Below are 14,992 nucleotides of genomic sequence, written 5' to 3' on the forward strand. Positions count from 1 at the left end.
CGGCGCCAGAGGGAGGCGACGTGACCAGTACGCGTGAGGTGACCGAGGAGCAGCCGCTGACACCGGACCGGGCGGTGGCGGCGGCCGCCGCGCTGGTGCCGGACTTCGCCGCGCGGGCGGCCGGGTACGACGTGGACGGCGCGCTGCCGGCCGCGGACCTCGCCGCGCTGCGGGACGCCGGCCTGCTCGGGCTGATGGTGCCGCCGCGGCTGGGTGGTGCCGGCGCCGGGTTCGCCGACTACGCACGGGTGGCGATGGAGCTGGGCCGCGGCAACGGCGCGACCGCGCTGATCTACAACATGCACGCCTCGGTCACCGGCGCGCTGGCGCAGACCCCGGACGAGCTGGCCCGCGCGCTCGGCGCGACCGACGCGTACTTCGCCGCCCGGGACGCGATCCTGACCGCCACGGTGCGCGACGGCGCCCGCTACGCGGTGGCGATGAGCGAACCCCGGGCCGGCTCCCGGCTGTCCGAACTGACCAGCACCTACCGCGCGGACGGCAACGGGTTCGTCATCGACGGCCACAAGTGCTTCGTCTCCGGCGCCGAGGGCGCCGCCGGCTACCTGGTGGCGGCCCGCTCGTCGGCCGAGCCGGACAAGATCTCCCAGTTCCTGGTACCGGCCGGCGACGGCGTCCGGGTCGCGCCGAACTGGGACGTGCTCGGCATGCGCGCCACCGCGAGCCACGACCTGCACCTGTCGGTACGGGTACCGGCCGACGCCCTCCTCGGCGGCGTGGAGGGGCTGGCCCTCCTGGTCGCCCAGGTGATGCCGCAGTGGCTGGTGGCGAGCTACGCCGCGGTGTACGTCGGGGTCGCGCAGGCCGCCGTGGACGCCGCAGTGTCCTATGTGGAAGGTCGGAACCTGGCCACGCTCCCCGCGGTACGGGCCCGGATCGGCCGCGCCGAGGCCAGCGTCGCCGCGACCCGCCTCGCGGTACTCGAGGCCGCCCGCCGGGTCGACGACGATCCGGGCGCGCCGGAGACCAACCGCTGGGTGTGGCGGGCCAAGCTGCTTGCCGGGGACACCGCGGCGCGGGTGGCGAGCGATCTGCTGGAGGCGGCCGGCGCCGGCGCCTCCCGCCGCGGCCAGCCGCTGGAACGGCTGTACCGGGACGCCCGGTGCGGCGCGCTCCAGCCGGCGACCAGCGACGTGTGCGCGGACTGGCTCGGCGTCGCCGCCCTCGGCGGCGACCCGAACGCCGCCGGGACGGCCCCTCGATGGTGAGCCCGGACGCGGTGTCGACCCCGCGGGCGCCGAGCCGGACCGCGGCGACGCCGCTGGCCACGCTGGCGTCCGCGGCCGGGCGCGACGGCGGCGAGGGCGCGGCGGTCGTGCCGGTACTGGCCGGGCTGGCCGCGGCCTTCCCACCGGCGGTGGACCAGTCGACGCTGTGGACCGACTTCTTCGCCCAGCACTACCGGGACGTGCGCGGTGCCGGCCGGATCTTCGCGCACGCCGGCGTGCAGCGGCGCCATGCGGCCGTCAACCCGCTGGTCGAGGACATCTCCCCGGCCGGCACCGGTGACCGGATGCGGCGGTACCTGACCGAGGCGCTGCCGCTCGGCCGGTCGGCGGTGACCGCGGCGCTTGCCGACGCCGGCCTGTCGGTACACGATCCGGGCCTGCTCGCGGTGGTGTCGTGCACCGGCTACGTGACGCCGGGGGTGGACATCCGGCTCGCCGCGGACCTCGGCCTGCGCGACGACGTACAGCGGCTGCTGATCGGCCACATGGGCTGCTACGCGGCGCTGCCCGGCCTGGCCACGGTCGCCGACTTCGTCACCGTGCACCGCCGTCCCGCCGTCCTGCTGTGCGTCGAACTGACCTCGCTGCACCTGCAGCCGGCGACCCGGGACCTGTCCCAGGTGGTGGCGCACGCGCTGTTCTCCGACGCGGCGGTGGCCGCGGTGCTGCGGCCGGCCGAGGCGACCCAGCCGGTACCGGGGCTGGCGGTGGTGGACGTGGCCGCGGTCACCGACGTGACCACGTCCGACCAGATGACCTGGGACGTCACCGACCACGGCTTCCGGATGGGGCTGTCCGCCCGGGTTCCGGACACGCTGGCCGGGCAGCTGCCGGGCACGGTGGCGACGCTGCTGCGCCGGCACGGCCTGTCCGTCGCCGACGTGGCGCACTGGGCGGTACATCCGGGCGGTCCGCGCATCCTGGACGTGGTGCAGGAGCGGCTCGGGCTGTCCGACGCGGCGCTGGAGCCGTCCCGCGCGACGCTGCGGGAGCACGGCAACTGCTCGTCCGGCACCGTGCTCGCGGTGCTCCAGGAGCTGCCGGTACGCCTCGGCGAGCGCACCGTCGCCCTCGCGTTCGGCCCGGGCCTGACCCTGTATGCCGTGCTCTTGCGCGCCGTCTGACCGGCCGGCGTTGAGGCAGGGCCGGTCAGCCGGCGAGGGCGGGCACCCGTTCGGCGAAGTCGGTGGGGTCGACGGTGGTGGCCACGGTGGCGATCACCGCGCCGTGCTGGTCGACCAGCAGCGCCGTGGCGGTCCTGTCGGTGAGCTTCGTCCGGTGCTGGCCGGCGGCGACCGCCTCGGTGAGTTCGCCGCCGTGGTCGCGCACCGCGGTGACCCGGCTGCCGGCCGGGAGCGCCGGCAGCGTCGGCGGTGCGGTCGCGCCGACCACGAGCACCCGCACCTGGCTGCCGGCGGCCTTGGCGGTGCCGTCGATCAGGCTGCGGCAGGCGCAGTGCCGCAGCACCAGGACGACGGCCGGGTGCACGCCGCGCAGGGCGACCGACCGGCCCGCGGCGGTGGCGAGGGTGAGGTCGGGCAGCGGCGCACCGGTCTGCACGGCGGTGGCCTTGCTGCTCGGGGTGCCGCCGCCGCGCCGGCCCTGCGGGAACAGGGCGGCGAACAGGCTGGTGGTGGCGACCAGCACGGCCATGGTGAGCAGCACGAGCGGGAGCATCAGGTGGTGCATCCGCCGGCCGGGCCGCAGCCCGTGTCGATGCAGCAGCGCCTCGCGGCGCAGCTCGCGCCGCACCTTCGCGGCTTCGTGGTCGAGTTCGGCGGCGTCATCGGGAATGACGATGCGTCCCCACTCCGGCGGGAGGCCGGGCAGGCCGTCGGGATCCGGCGACCTGCGGCCGCCGTCGTCGTCACCAAGTTGACCGCTCACCGCTGCCTCCTCGGCCGCTTGCCTCCACTCTCTCTCACGTTGCCGGAGAGCACCAGGGATGGCGCCGGACCAGATCGGATCCGGGCTGCGCCGGTGGGTGTTTAGGGACGAAGCAGACACCTGACTTTTCGTGCCCATTAGATTACCTGTAGTCGCGATCGGCCGCCGTGTGCCGCGCGAATCGCCGTTTGTCAAGTCGAGTAGGCCTCCTCACACGCCGCTGACCAGCGGTTATGGCGGCATGCGGAGTCCCGGTCCGGGGCAACGGCGTGTTACCCTTAACACAGCGAAAGGGGTTTCGAACCTATGGCTTTCAGTGTCGGCGAGACCGTTGTTTACCCCCACCACGGGGCCGCACTCATCGAGGCAATCGAGACCCGGACCATCCGGGGCGAGGAAAAGCAGTACCTCGTGCTCAAGGTTGCGCAGGGCGATCTGACGGTGCGGGTTCCAGCTGAAAACGCCGAGATCGTCGGTGTCCGGGAAGTGGTTGGCGAAGAGGGCCTGAACAAGGTCTTCGATGTGCTGCGCGCTCCGCACACCGAGGAGCCGACCAACTGGTCGCGGCGGTACAAGGCAAATCTGGAGAAGCTGGCGTCCGGCAACCCGCTCAAGGTTGCCGAGGTCGTGCGGGACCTGTGGCGCCGGGAGCGGGAGCGTGGGCTGTCGGCTGGCGAGAAGCGGATGCTCGCCAAGGCCCGCGACATCCTGGTCGGTGAGGTGGCCCTCGCCGAGAAGAGCACCAAGGACGAGGCAGAGTCGTTGCTCGATCGGGTGCTGTCCGAGGCCTGAGCCAAGCACGACGCCATCCGCAGGAACGAGGACCGCGACGTGACCGCGTCGAGAGCAGGACGCGGCGACGTCGCGGTCCTCGTGCCTGCTGCGGGTCGGGGCGAGCGGCTGGGCCCCGGGCTGCCGAAGGCGCTGCGCGAGCTGGCCGGTTCGCCGCTGCTGGTGCACGCGGTGCGCCGGCTGGCGCAGGCCGACTGCGTCGGTCACGTCGTGGTCGCGGTGCCGGCCGGCGCGGTCGACTCGGTGTCCGCGCTGCTCACCCCGGTCCTCGCCGGGAGCGGGGTGGGCCTGGACCTGGTCGTCGGCGGCGCCGAGCGGCAGCAGTCGGTGGCGCTGGCGCTCGCCGCGGTGCCCGGCGGGTACCCGATCATCCTGGTGCACGACGCGGCCCGGGCGTTCGCGCCGCCGGAGCTGGTCGATCGGGTCGCCGCGGCGGTCCGGGCCGGCAGCGATGCGGTGATCCCGGTGCTGCCGGTCGTCGACACCATCAAGCAGGTCGACCCGGACGGCGCCGTCACCGGTACGGTCGACCGTTCGGTACTGCGCGCGGTGCAGACCCCGCAGGGCTTCCGGCGCACGGTGCTGGCCGCGGCGCACGCGGCCGACACCGATGGTGGCGCGACCGACGACGCCGGCCTGGTCGAGCGCCTCGGCGGCCGGGTGACCACGGTGCCCGGCGCCGAGTCCGCCTTCAAGATCACCAGGCCGTTCGACCTGCAGGTCGCCGCCCTCCTCGTCGACCCGTAGCCGCTCGCATCGCGACCGGTGCGGTCCGGGCGGAACGGACCGCCACGCGGTCCTGCGGCTCGCCAGCGGTCCGACGGCGCTCGCCGCGCGGTCGTGCGGCTCGACCGCGGTCCCTCGGCGCTCGCCGCGCGGTTCGCTAGGCTCGCGGCGTGATCATCCCGCTGGTCGGCGTCGGCACCGACATCCACGCGTACCAGGCCGATCGTGACTGCTGGGTCGCCGGACTGTACTGGCCGGGCCAGCCCGGTTTGGCCGGCCACTCGGACGGCGACGTGGCCGCGCACGCTGCCTGCGACGCGCTGCTGTCCGCGGCCGGGTTGGGCGATCTCGGCGCGAACTTCGGTACCGCCGAGCCGCAGTGGGCCGGCGCCGCCGGTACCGCGTTGCTGGCCGAGACGGCGCGCCGGGTCGGCGCCGCCGGGTACGCGGTGGGCAACATCGCGGTCCAGCTGATCGGGCGGTCGCCGAAGATCGGGCCGCGCCGGGGCGAGGCGCAGGACGCGTTGTCGGCGGCGTTGGGTGGGGCGCCGGTACGGGTGTCCGCGACGACCAGTGACGGGTTGGGGTTCACGGGGCGGGGCGAAGGCTTGGCGGCGATCGCCACGGCCCTGGTGTACCCGGCCTGACGAATCACCGCATCGGGCTCGGTACGGATGTCTGGACTCCGCATGGTTCGCCTCGGAGGGTCGGGGAATGGTGGGGCGACGGTGCGGGGTGATGGGGAGAGGCGAGTTGGAGGTCGGTGGGGGTGTCGGGTCGTTAGGCTCGGGGCGTGACGGGGGAGCCGGACGAGACGGGGCGGGACACCGCTGCCGAGGTGCGCACGTTCATCCAGCGCGCCGACCTGCTCGACGACCTGGGCCACTTCGCCGAGGCGGCCGAGGAACTGCGGGATGCGCTGCGGCTGGCGCCGGACAATCCGGAGGCGCTGGCGACGCTCGGCATGGTGGAGTTGCGGGCCGGGCGCGCGCAACAGGCGTTGCCGCCGGCTCGCGCCGCGCTCGCCGCCGATCCGGAACACCTGCTCGGCCAGGTGGTCTGCGGGTACGCGCTGGTCGCGCTGGAACGCAAGCAGGATGCGATCGAGGCCGCGGAACGGCTCGTGGAGGTCGAACCGGAGTCGTGGCTGCGGCAGTTGCACTTCGCGGCGATCGTCCGTCAGGTGCGCAACGGCCAGGCGAGCCTGGACGCGGCCTGGCAGGCGGTCCGGCTCGCGCCGGAGGAGCCGGAGACACATCTGGTGCTGTCCGCGGTCGCGGCCGATCTGGGGCTGGCCGACGTGGCCCGGCGGGCGCGCGCGGAGGCGCTCCGGTTGGATCCGCGGGCGGCGGACGTCGAGCAGCCGTCGGTGCTGCGGCTGCGCCCGTCCCGGAACGGCGGTAAGCCGGCGCCGGACGAACGTACCGAACCGGAGCCGGCGGCCGGCCGTGGCGTGCGCAGCGGGATGTCGCGGTTCCTCGCGATCGGCGCGCTGTACGCCTGGGGCGGCCCGCTGGTGGTGGCGTTGACCATGCTGGTCGGCGGTGGTGTGGCCCGGGTGGTGGCCGCCGCGGTCGGGTTGCTCGGGGTGCTGCTGTTCGGCGTGTTCCGGGTGCACCCGCCGGCCGGTACGCAGCCGGCGTTGCGGGTGCTGCCGTCGCTCGATCGTTGGCTCGCGGCGGGATGCTGGTGCGTACTGGCATGCCCGCCGATGCTGCTGGTGTTCGCCCTGGTGGCCTCGCCGTGGCCGCTGGGCGTGCTGATCCTGCTGGGCGCGTTCGCGTTCGCCGCGCTGGTGCTGCGTGCTGACGACCTGCACCGCGCCGGCCGTGGCCGGTGAGCGGCCCCGCCGGAGGGGCGGGGTGCCGGTGGCGGCGGGCCACCGGCACCGTGCCGGTCAGACCTTGCGGTTCCAGGTCCAGGCGTAGCCGGTGTCCTCGACGGACAGGCCGGGCTCGCACAGGTCGAGCGGGCGGAACGTGTCGACCATGACGGCGAGCTCGTCGAAGAACTCGACGCCGAGCGCGCGCTCCACGGCGCCCGGCTGGGGTCCGTGGGTGAAGCCGGACGGGTGCAGCGAGATCGAGCCCTGCTCGATGCCGGAGCCGCGCCGAGCCTCGTAGTTTCCGCCGGTGTAGAACATCATCTCGTCGGAGTCGACGTTGTGATGGTTGTACGGGATCGGGATCGCGAGCTCGTGGTAGTCGACCTTGCGTGGCACGAACGAGCACAGCACGAAGTTCGGTCCCTCGAAGGTCTGGTGCACCGGCGGCGGCTGGTGGATCCGGCCGGTGATCGGCTCGAAGTCGAAGATGGAGAACGCCCACGGATACAGGCAGCCGTCCCAGCCGACGGCGTCGAACGGGTGCTGCGCGTACACGAACTTCGTCCAGCCGCCGCGCTGCTGCACGATGACCTCGACCTCGGTCTCGTCGACCAGCAGCGGCTCGCTGGGGCCGCGCACGTCGCGCTCGCAGTACGGCGAGTGCTCGAGGAACTGGCCGCGGACCGAGAGGTACTTCTTCGGCGGGCCGATGTGGCCGGTGGACTCGACGGACAGCATCCGCAGCGGCTCGTCGCCGGTGGGCACCACGCGGTAGATCACCGACATCGGGATGATCACGTAGTCGCCGAGGCGCACGTCGAGCGCGCCGAACTGGGTCTCGACCGTCGCGGTACCGGCCTCGACGTAGAGGCACTCGTCGCCGATGGCGTTGCGATACAGCGGGCTCGGCCGGTCGGCGGTCACGTACGAGACGCGCACGTCGTCGTTGGCGACCAGGTGCTGCCGGCCGGTGATGGCGTCCGCGCCGGTGGTGTCGAGCTTGTGCGTCTGCAGGTGCCGCGGCTTGAGCGGGTGGTTCGGGGTGCGGGTGACGCGCGGCGCGTCGTACGCGTCGGCCGCGAGGATGGCGGTCGGCGGGTAGCGGTGGTAGAGCAGGGAGGAGTCGCTGGAGAACCCCTCCTGGCCCATCAGCTCCTCCTTGTAGAGGGAGCCGTCGGGCTGCCGGAACTGGGTGTGGCGCTTCGGTGGGATCTCGCCCACCCGCCGGTAGTACGGCATCGGCCCTCCCGGGTACGGGTGCCGCCGGGCGGTTCCCGCCGGCCGGCACCAACGATCGTTGTCACCAACAGTGCTCGTCCGATAATCGGACGCTATTGTCCTATACACGTAGCGTCGACTACGGTCAGCGGTATGTCAACCGAGTCGCCGATCCCGGCGCTGTTTCGTGCGCTCGTCGACGACGCCGCCCTCTTTCCGCCCGGCAATGCCCCCATGCCGGTCGCGGTGGCCGAACACCGGCACCACCGCACGGCACCGTACACCGATCTGGTCGGGCCGCTGTTGCTCCCGACGGCGCGGTGGAGCGAGCTGGTCGACTGCCTGGACGCGCCGAGCGGCGGCCCGGCCGGTATGGACGCGCCGAGCGGCGGCCCGGCCGGTCCGGAACGGCCGCGCGGGACCCGGCCGCCCCGGCTGGACATCGGCCTGATCGGGCCGATCGACACGATCGAGGCGGTGGTCCCGGACGTCCGGGTGGACCCGCGGGTGGTGCTGCGCCAGCTCGAATGCCCGGTCGGCGCCGAGCCGGGCGAGGTCGAGGACGTCGCCACCCGGCTCGCGGCGGCGGTCGACCAAGCGGTGCGCCGGTACGTCGAGCTGCCCCGCGGCCCGCACCTGCTCGCCGCGGTCGACGCGCTCGCTGCCGCCGGCCCCGGCACCGGGGCGAAGCTGCGTACCGGGGGGCTCACCGCAGAGGCGTTCCCGACCGAGGCGGAGCTTGCCGGCTTCCTCGACCGGTGCCGGGCGCGCGGGCTCGGGTTCAAGCTGACGGCGGGGCTCCACCACGCGGTACGGCACACCGCGGCGGCGACCGGCTTCGAACACCACGGCTACCTGAACGTCCTGGCGGCGGTGTGCCTCGGCGCGCTGCCCGACCCGCCGTTCGCCGGTACCGAGCAGGCGCTGGCCTGCCGCCAGGCCGGACCGCTGGCCGAGGTGGCCCGTGCGATGCTGCCGCGCGACGGCGAGTCGAGCCGGTCGCGTACCTGGTTCACCTCGTACGGTTCGTGCAGCGTGGCCGAGCCGCTGACCGACCTGGTGGAGCTCGGCCTGCTCGCCCGCGCCCTGCTCTCCCACCTGCCTGCGCCGAGAAAGGCTCACGCGTGACCAGTTGGATCGAGATCCCGGCGGCCTCGCCGTTCCCGGCGAACAACCTGCCGTACGGGATCGTCAGCAAGGACGGTGGCCGGCGGCACGTCGCGGTCGCGATCGGGGACCAGGTGCTGTCGCTCGCGGCGACCGCGAACACCGGTCTGTTGGACGACGCGCTGCGCGACGAGTTCGGCGTGGTGGACCGGGCCATCTTCGACGCACCGAGCCTGAACCCGTTCCTGGTCAAGGGGTTCGACGTCTGGCATGCGGTGCGCGTGCGGCTGCTGGAGTTGGTCGCCGACGGTTCGTACGAGCCGGCGCTGCGGTCCGCGCTGGTTGCGCGGAGCGACGTGACCGTGCACCTGCCGGTCGAGGTGGCCGACTACGTCGACTTCTACTCCTTCGAGGAGCACGCCGGGAACGTCGGCCGGCTGTTCCGGCCGAACCAGCCGCCGCTGCTGCCGAACTGGCACCGGCTGCCGGTCGGCTACCACGGGCGGGCCGGCACCATCGTGGTCTCCGGTACCGACATCGTGCGGCCGTCCGGGCAGCGGCTCGTCGACGGCGAACCCGAGTACGGGCCGAGCCTGCGGCTGGACATCGAGGCCGAGGTCGGCTTCGTGGTCGGCACCCCGAGCCCGCAGGGCTCCTCGGTGTCCACTGTGGACTTCGAGCGGACGGTGTTCGGCGCGGTCCTGGTGAACGACTGGTCGGCGCGCGACATCCAGGCATTCGAGTACGTGCCGCTCGGCCCGTTCCTCGGCAAGTCGTTCGCCACCAGCATCTCGCCCTGGGTGGTACCGCTGGAGGCGCTCGCCGCCGCCCGGGTGCCGGCGCCCGCGCAGGACCCGGTCCCGGCCGACTACCTGCTGCCGGCGGGCAACGCGTACGACCTGTCGCTCGCGGTCGACTGGAACGGCAGCACGGTGTCGCGCCCGCCGTTCGCCGGCATGTACTGGACCGCCGCGCAGCAGCTCGCCCACCTCACCGTCAACGGCGCCAGCGTGCGCACCGGCGACCTGTACGCCTCCGGCACGGTGTCCGGGCCGCGCCCCGGCGGCAGCGGCTGCTTCCTGGAACTGACCTGGGGCGGCGCCGAGCCGGTCACCCTGGACGACGGCAGCGAGCGGGTGTTTCTGGCCGACGGCGACACCATCACGATCACCGGCACCGCACCGGGCGCCGACGGTACGACGATCGGCTTCGGCGAGGTGACCGGCACCATCCTGCCGGCCCGCGGCTGAGACCGGGACCGGACAGCCACCCCATGCGTTGACCGTCCTTTGCTCTGCTTCCTCATGGGAAGCAGGGGTGCTTCCTCATGGGAAGCAGAGCAAAGGGGGCCGCAAGCGGGTAGTCGGGCCGCGATCATCGAACTGTCCGCGTTGCTCTGATCACGCCACGTATCCTGCGGCTCGGGGGTGGTCGGATGGGGAGGCACCGCGCCGCGGAACCGGACGAGCCGGTCGCCGTCGAGGTCCCGGGCGTGGGCTCCCGCTGGGTGGTCCTCGCGCTGCTGTCGGCGTCGCTGCTGATCATCGCGATGGACGCGACGATCCTCAACGTCGCGCTGCCGGCGCTGGTCGACGACCTGCGCGCGAACTCGGTCGAGCAGCTCTGGATCGTCGACGGGTACGCGCTGGCGCTGTCCGGGCTGCTGGTCACCGCCGGCGCGATGGGCGACCGCACCGGTCGCCGCCGGGTACTGCTGATCGGGTACGGCATCTTCGGTGTCGCCTCGATCGGCGCGGTGATCTCGACCAACCCGGCCGAGCTGATCGCGAGCCGGGTCGGCCTCGGCATCGGCGGTGCCGCGATCATGCCGGCGACGCTGTCGATGCTGCGCCAGGTGTTCACCGACGCGCGCGAGCGGACGTTCGCGTTCGGCGTCTGGTCGGCGGTGTTCGGCGCCGGGATGGCGCTGGGCCCGCTGCTCGGCGGCTGGCTGCTGGAGCACTTCAGCTGGCACGCGGTCTTCCTGATCAACGTGCCGATCGCGATGGCCGCGATGGTGCTCGGTCGCTGGTTGCTGCCCGACTACCACCGGCCGGTGCCGGCCCGGTGGGACTGGGCCGGCGTGGTGCTGTCCATCCTCGCCATCGTCGGCATCGCCAACGCGATCAAGCTCGCCGGCAGGAACGGCCTGCACGACCCGGTCGTCTGGGTCTCGCTGATCGTCGCCGTCGTCTGCGGGTACGCGTTCCTCCGCAACTCGCTGCGCCGCCGGCACCCGCTGCTGGACGTACGGCTGTTCGCCCGGCGCGGTTTCACCGGCGCCGTGGCGGCCATCGCACTGGCCATGTTCGGCCTCGTCGGGCTGCTGTTCCTGGCCAGCCAGTGGTTCCAGTACGCGCACGGCGACAGCCCGCTGGAAGCCGGTGTGCACCTGCTGCCGTTGCCGCTCGCGCTGATCGCCGGCACCCTCGGCGCGCCGGCGCTGATCGCCCGGTTCGCCCCGCGGTCCGTGCTGACGCTGGCGCTGCTGGTCGTGGCGGTGGGGATGGCGGTGCCGTGGTTCGCCGCCCGTGCCGGCGACCTGACGTACCCACCGGTCGGTGCGTTCCTGGCGCTGACCGGGCTCGGCGCCGGTGCCGCGTCGACGATCGCGTCGGTACTGCTGATGGCGTCGTCGCCGGCCGAGCAGGCCGGCAGCGCCGCCGCGGTGGACGAGGTCAGCTACGAGCTGGGCGGGGCGTTCGGAGTGGCCGCGCTCGGCAGCCTCGCGGTCCGGCTCTACCGCGCGCACCTGCCGGCGCTGCCGGCCGAGCACGCCGGACCGGCCGCCGAGTCGGTCGGCGACGCGGCGCAGATCTCCACCGACCTGGGGCACCCGCCCGGCACGGGCGGGCCGCTGGCCGGTGCGTTCAGCGCGTTCGGCCGCGCGTTCGTCGACACGGCGCTGGTCTCGGCGGTGGTCCTGCTGCTCGCGGCGCTGGTCAGCCTGGTGTTGATCCCGCGCGACCTGCGCCCGGGCGGCGAGGACCGGGCGGCGCGGGAGACCCGTACCGGCCCGCCGCGCCGACCGGAGATCGACCGGCGTTGATCGGACGGGGCGAGAAGTTTCGCGGCTCGGGGATGCGCCGTTAACCGATTTATTCGTACTATCCGGACATGAGACTACATGCCCTGATGCTCCGCCGAGCCCTGGTGACCACCGTCGCCGGGCTCGCCGGGGTCTTCGCCCTCGGTACCGGGGTCGCCCAGGCCCAACCGGCCCACCCGGTACCGGCCCGCCACGTCGCCGCGGCGTCCGTCGCCGCGCCGGCCGACATCTCCGACTGCACGCTGGGCAGCCTCCCGGCACAGGCCACCGACACGGTGGACCTGATCCACTCCGGTGGGCCGTTCCCCTACCCGGACAACGACGGGGTGGTGTTCGACAACCGGGAGGGCGTGCTGCCCGCCGAGTCGTCCGGCTACTACCACGAGTACACCGTCATCACGCCCGGCTCGCCGAACCGCGGCACCCGGCGGATCGTCACCGGCGGCTCGCCGCTGACCGACCCGGCGCACTACTACTACACCGGCGACCACTACGAGACGTTCTGCGAGATCACCGACGCGAACGGGGGCGGGGGAGGCGGCGTACCGGCGTGCACCGACCTGCCGTCGCAGGTGCAGGACACCATCGGGCTGGTCGAGGCCGGCGGCCCGTTCCAGTACGAGCAGGACGGCACCGTGTACCAGAACCGGGAGGGCGTGCTGCCCGCCGAATCGGCCGGCTACTACCACCTGTACGTGGTGCCCACCCCCGGCGACTCCGGCACCGGTGACCGCCGGCTGATCAGCGGATCCGGCGGCGAGTACTACTACACCGGCGACGACTACGGCAGCTTCTGCCAGGTCCAGTCCTAGGGTCTGGCTGGACCGGCACCACGGAGACCGCGGCGCACCTACTGGCGTCGCGAACCGCCAACCCGGGGCGGGCACCGACGGTGCCCGCCCCGGATCAGTCCAGGTCGCGCTGCCGGCGAACCGGGCCGACCGCCAGTACCAGCGGGGTGGCGAAGGTGAACGCACAGATCACGGCGAGCGCGTCGCGGTTGCCGACGGCGCTGGCGACCAGACCGGCGACCAGCGCGCCGAGCGGGATCGCGCCCCACGAGACGAACCGCACCGTCGCCATCACCCGGGACAGCAGCTCCGGCGGGGTGACGGTCTGCCGGTGCGTACGGGTGAGCACGCTCAGCACCACCACACCGGCGGCGAAGCCGGCGTTGCCGGCGGCGAACACCAGCAACCCCCAGCCGCTGCGGGCCAGCGGCATCAGCAGCGCGAGTACCGCGGCGACGGTGCCGGCCAGCAGCAACGCCCGGGCGGAGCCGAGCCGGCGGGCGATCCGCGGCGTCAGCGCGGCACCGACCAGGCTGCCCACCCCCTCGGTCGCCATCAGCACGCCGACCAGGCCGGGCGCCGCGCCGAGGGTACGGACCAGGAACACCGGGGTGAGGGTGAGCAGCGCGCCGCAGACGAAGTTGACCAGCGTCGCGGCGGCGACGCAGGAGCGCATCAGCCGGTGCCGGGCGACGTACCGGAGGCCGTCGGCGATCATCCGCAGCGGCGAACCGGTGGGCGCGTCGCCGGTACGGCGGGGGCGGGGCAGGCCGGCCAGCATGATCGCCGAGACCAGGTAGCTGACCACGTCGAACAGCAGGCTCGCGACCGCGCCGACCGCCTGCACCAGTACGCCACCGAGCGACGGGCCGGACAGCTGGGTCACCGCGTGGGTACCGGAGGTGAGGCTGTTGCGGCCGGTCAGCTGATCGGCCGGGACGATCGCGGGCAGCAGCGTCGAGTTGCCGACGAAGAACACCACGCTGGCCAGCCCGACGACGAGTGCGACCACCACCAGCTGCGGCAGGCGCAGCAAGCCGAGGGCGGCGGCAGCCGGGATGGACAGCAGCGCGAGCGCTCGTAGCAGGTCCATGGCCACCTGGGTTCCGCGCAGCGGCAGCCGGGCGACGAGCACGCCGGCCGGCAGCCCGATCAGCAGCCAGGACACGTACGAGGCGGCCGCGATCAGGCTGACCTGGAACGTCGTGGCGTTCAGGGTGGCGACCGCGAGCAGCGGCAGGGCCACCGCGGTGACCGCGTCGCCGACGTTGCTGATCGTCGACGCGGTCCAGTACCGCCAGAACGCGCCGGTCGCGGCGCGCCGGTCGAGCGTCGTCACGCGTATCCTCCGAGGCAGTCAGTTCCTAATGGGAACTGACTATAATGGCGAGGGCGGGACGGCGAAAGCAGGGGAGAGATGCGCTACACGGACCTGGCCGACGCCGACTGTTCGATCGCCCAGGCGCTCGGCGTCGTCGGCGACTGGTGGACGCTGCTGGTGGTGCGCGACGTGGCCGGCGGCCTGCACCGCTTCGACGCGCTGGCCGCCGAACTCGGCGTCAGCCGCAAGGTGCTGGCGCAGCGGCTCGCCACCCTGGTCGAGCACGGCGTGCTCGACCGCCGCCGCTACCAGGACCACCCGCCGCGGTACGAGTACCACCTGTCCGACGCCGGCCGCGGCCTGCTGCCGGTGCTGATCGCCCTGCAGGACTGGGGATCCCGGTACGTCAGCGGGGACGGCACGCTGCGCGCCACCGGCGTCGAGGGCTCCGCCGAGGTGCGCGCCGCCCGCGCCCTGGTCGGTACCCGGATCCCGCCGGTGCTGCTCGGCCGCGGCACCGGCGCCGTCGACCCGGTCGCCGACACCCCGCGTACCGTCCTGTTCTGCTTCCCCGGCGCGTACCGGCCGGGCGTGCAGGGCTACCCGCCGGGCTGGGGCGACATCCCCGGCGCGGCCGGCTGCACCCTGGAGTCCCGCACCTACCAGGCCCGGGCGGCCGACTTCGCCGCCGCGGGCGCGAGCGTACGGGGGATCAGCACGCAGCGGCCGGACCAGCTCGACGCGTTCGCCGAGCACGAGGGGATCCGGTTCCCGCTGCTGTCCGATGCCGACCTCGCGCTCACCGCCGCGCTGCGGCTGCCGACGTTCCGGGCCGCCGGCGTCGACCGGCTCAAGCGGCTGACCCTGGTGGTCGACGCCGACCGGGTGGTGCGCGCGGTGGACTACCCGATCACCGACCCGACCGGCTCGGTCGACGACGCGCTCCGCCTCGTCGACTCCGGCTGACCGCACCGCACCACGACGGCGGTACGACCGCCGGTCGTGGCGACCGCACCGGGCCGGCGG

14 protein-coding genes are annotated in these 14,992 nt (G+C 73.6%); 11 read left to right on the forward strand and 3 right to left on the reverse strand.

Annotation, left to right across the window (positions count from 1 at the left end; translation table 11 throughout):
* Window positions 1-56: 56 nt before the first annotated feature.
* Both Asera_RS09380 and Asera_RS09385 read left to right on the forward strand, forming a co-directional pair.
* A complete protein-coding gene (locus tag Asera_RS09380; protein ID WP_030446558.1) occupies window positions 57-1,229 on the forward strand; it encodes an acyl-CoA dehydrogenase family protein in 1,173 nt (390 codons plus the stop codon).
* The gene (locus Asera_RS09385; protein ID WP_084131625.1) at window positions 1,223-2,374 is read left to right on the forward strand and encodes a type III polyketide synthase; all 1,152 of its coding nucleotides are present in this window, start codon (window positions 1,223-1,225) and stop codon (window positions 2,372-2,374) included. Before Asera_RS09380 ends, Asera_RS09385 begins: the two co-directional genes overlap by 7 nt.
* 25 nt (window positions 2,375-2,399) lie before the next feature.
* On the opposite strand, the gene Asera_RS09390 is transcribed toward Asera_RS09385, so the two are convergent.
* Window positions 2,400-3,137: a hypothetical protein gene (locus tag Asera_RS09390; RefSeq protein ID WP_157034833.1), complete on the reverse strand. Its 738-nt coding sequence runs from the start codon at window positions 3,135-3,137 to the stop codon at window positions 2,400-2,402.
* 306 nt (window positions 3,138-3,443) lie between these two features.
* Here Asera_RS09390 and Asera_RS09395 point away from each other — a divergent pair, with 306 nt between their 5' ends.
* The 4 genes from Asera_RS09395 (at window position 3,444) to Asera_RS09410 (ending at window position 6,495) form a co-directional block, all read left to right on the forward strand.
* Window positions 3,444-3,929: a CarD family transcriptional regulator gene (locus Asera_RS09395; RefSeq protein ID WP_030446561.1), complete on the forward strand. Its 486-nt coding sequence runs from the start codon at window positions 3,444-3,446 to the stop codon at window positions 3,927-3,929.
* 39 nt (window positions 3,930-3,968) lie between these two features.
* Window positions 3,969-4,676, forward strand: coding sequence for a 2-C-methyl-D-erythritol 4-phosphate cytidylyltransferase (ispD, locus tag Asera_RS09400; protein ID WP_030446562.1), 708 nt, complete (start codon window positions 3,969-3,971; stop codon window positions 4,674-4,676).
* Window positions 4,677-4,825: 149 nt separating this feature from the next.
* Entirely contained in the window at window positions 4,826-5,302 is a 477-nt protein-coding gene (gene ispF / locus Asera_RS09405) for a 2-C-methyl-D-erythritol 2,4-cyclodiphosphate synthase (RefSeq protein ID WP_030446563.1), read from the forward strand.
* A 146-nt stretch (window positions 5,303-5,448) separates the two neighbouring features.
* A complete protein-coding gene (locus Asera_RS09410) occupies window positions 5,449-6,495 on the forward strand; it encodes a tetratricopeptide repeat protein (RefSeq protein WP_051802301.1) in 1,047 nt (348 codons plus the stop codon).
* A 57-nt stretch (window positions 6,496-6,552) separates the two neighbouring features.
* Here Asera_RS09410 and Asera_RS09415 read toward each other — a convergent pair whose 3' ends face one another.
* A complete protein-coding gene (locus tag Asera_RS09415) occupies window positions 6,553-7,719 on the reverse strand; it encodes a homogentisate 1,2-dioxygenase (RefSeq protein ID WP_030446565.1) in 1,167 nt (388 codons plus the stop codon).
* A gap of 132 nt (window positions 7,720-7,851) precedes the next feature.
* On the opposite strand from Asera_RS09415, the gene Asera_RS09420 reads away from it, so the two are divergent.
* From Asera_RS09420 to Asera_RS09435, 4 genes are all read left to right on the forward strand, one after another.
* Window positions 7,852-8,826, forward strand: coding sequence for a hypothetical protein (locus Asera_RS09420; RefSeq protein WP_051802302.1), 975 nt, complete (start codon window positions 7,852-7,854; stop codon window positions 8,824-8,826).
* Window positions 8,823-10,055, forward strand: coding sequence for a fumarylacetoacetase (gene fahA, locus Asera_RS09425; protein ID WP_084131629.1), 1,233 nt, complete (start codon window positions 8,823-8,825; stop codon window positions 10,053-10,055). Before Asera_RS09420 ends, fahA begins: the two co-directional genes overlap by 4 nt.
* Window positions 10,056-10,240: 185 nt before the next feature.
* Window positions 10,241-11,854 carry an MFS transporter gene (locus Asera_RS09430; protein ID WP_084131631.1) on the forward strand — a complete coding sequence of 538 codons (1,614 nt, stop codon included), beginning with the start codon at window positions 10,241-10,243 and terminating at the stop codon, window positions 11,852-11,854.
* Between the two features lie 68 nt (window positions 11,855-11,922).
* Window positions 11,923-12,666, forward strand: a complete 744-nt coding sequence (locus Asera_RS09435; protein ID WP_211255594.1) for a guanyl-specific ribonuclease — start codon at window positions 11,923-11,925, stop codon at window positions 12,664-12,666.
* 94 nt (window positions 12,667-12,760) lie between these two features.
* Here Asera_RS09435 and Asera_RS09440 read toward each other — a convergent pair whose 3' ends face one another.
* Complete coding sequence (locus tag Asera_RS09440; protein WP_030446570.1) at window positions 12,761-13,984, reverse strand: MFS transporter; 1,224 nt, start codon at window positions 13,982-13,984, stop codon at window positions 12,761-12,763.
* Between the two features lie 78 nt (window positions 13,985-14,062).
* On the opposite strand from Asera_RS09440, the gene Asera_RS09445 reads away from it, so the two are divergent.
* Window positions 14,063-14,932: a winged helix-turn-helix transcriptional regulator gene (locus Asera_RS09445; protein WP_030446571.1), complete on the forward strand. Its 870-nt coding sequence runs from the start codon at window positions 14,063-14,065 to the stop codon at window positions 14,930-14,932.
* Window positions 14,933-14,992 lie beyond the last annotated feature (60 nt).

This window comes from Actinocatenispora sera, assembly GCF_018324685.1.
Classification (GTDB): Bacteria; Actinomycetota; Actinomycetes; order Mycobacteriales; family Micromonosporaceae; genus Actinocatenispora; species Actinocatenispora sera.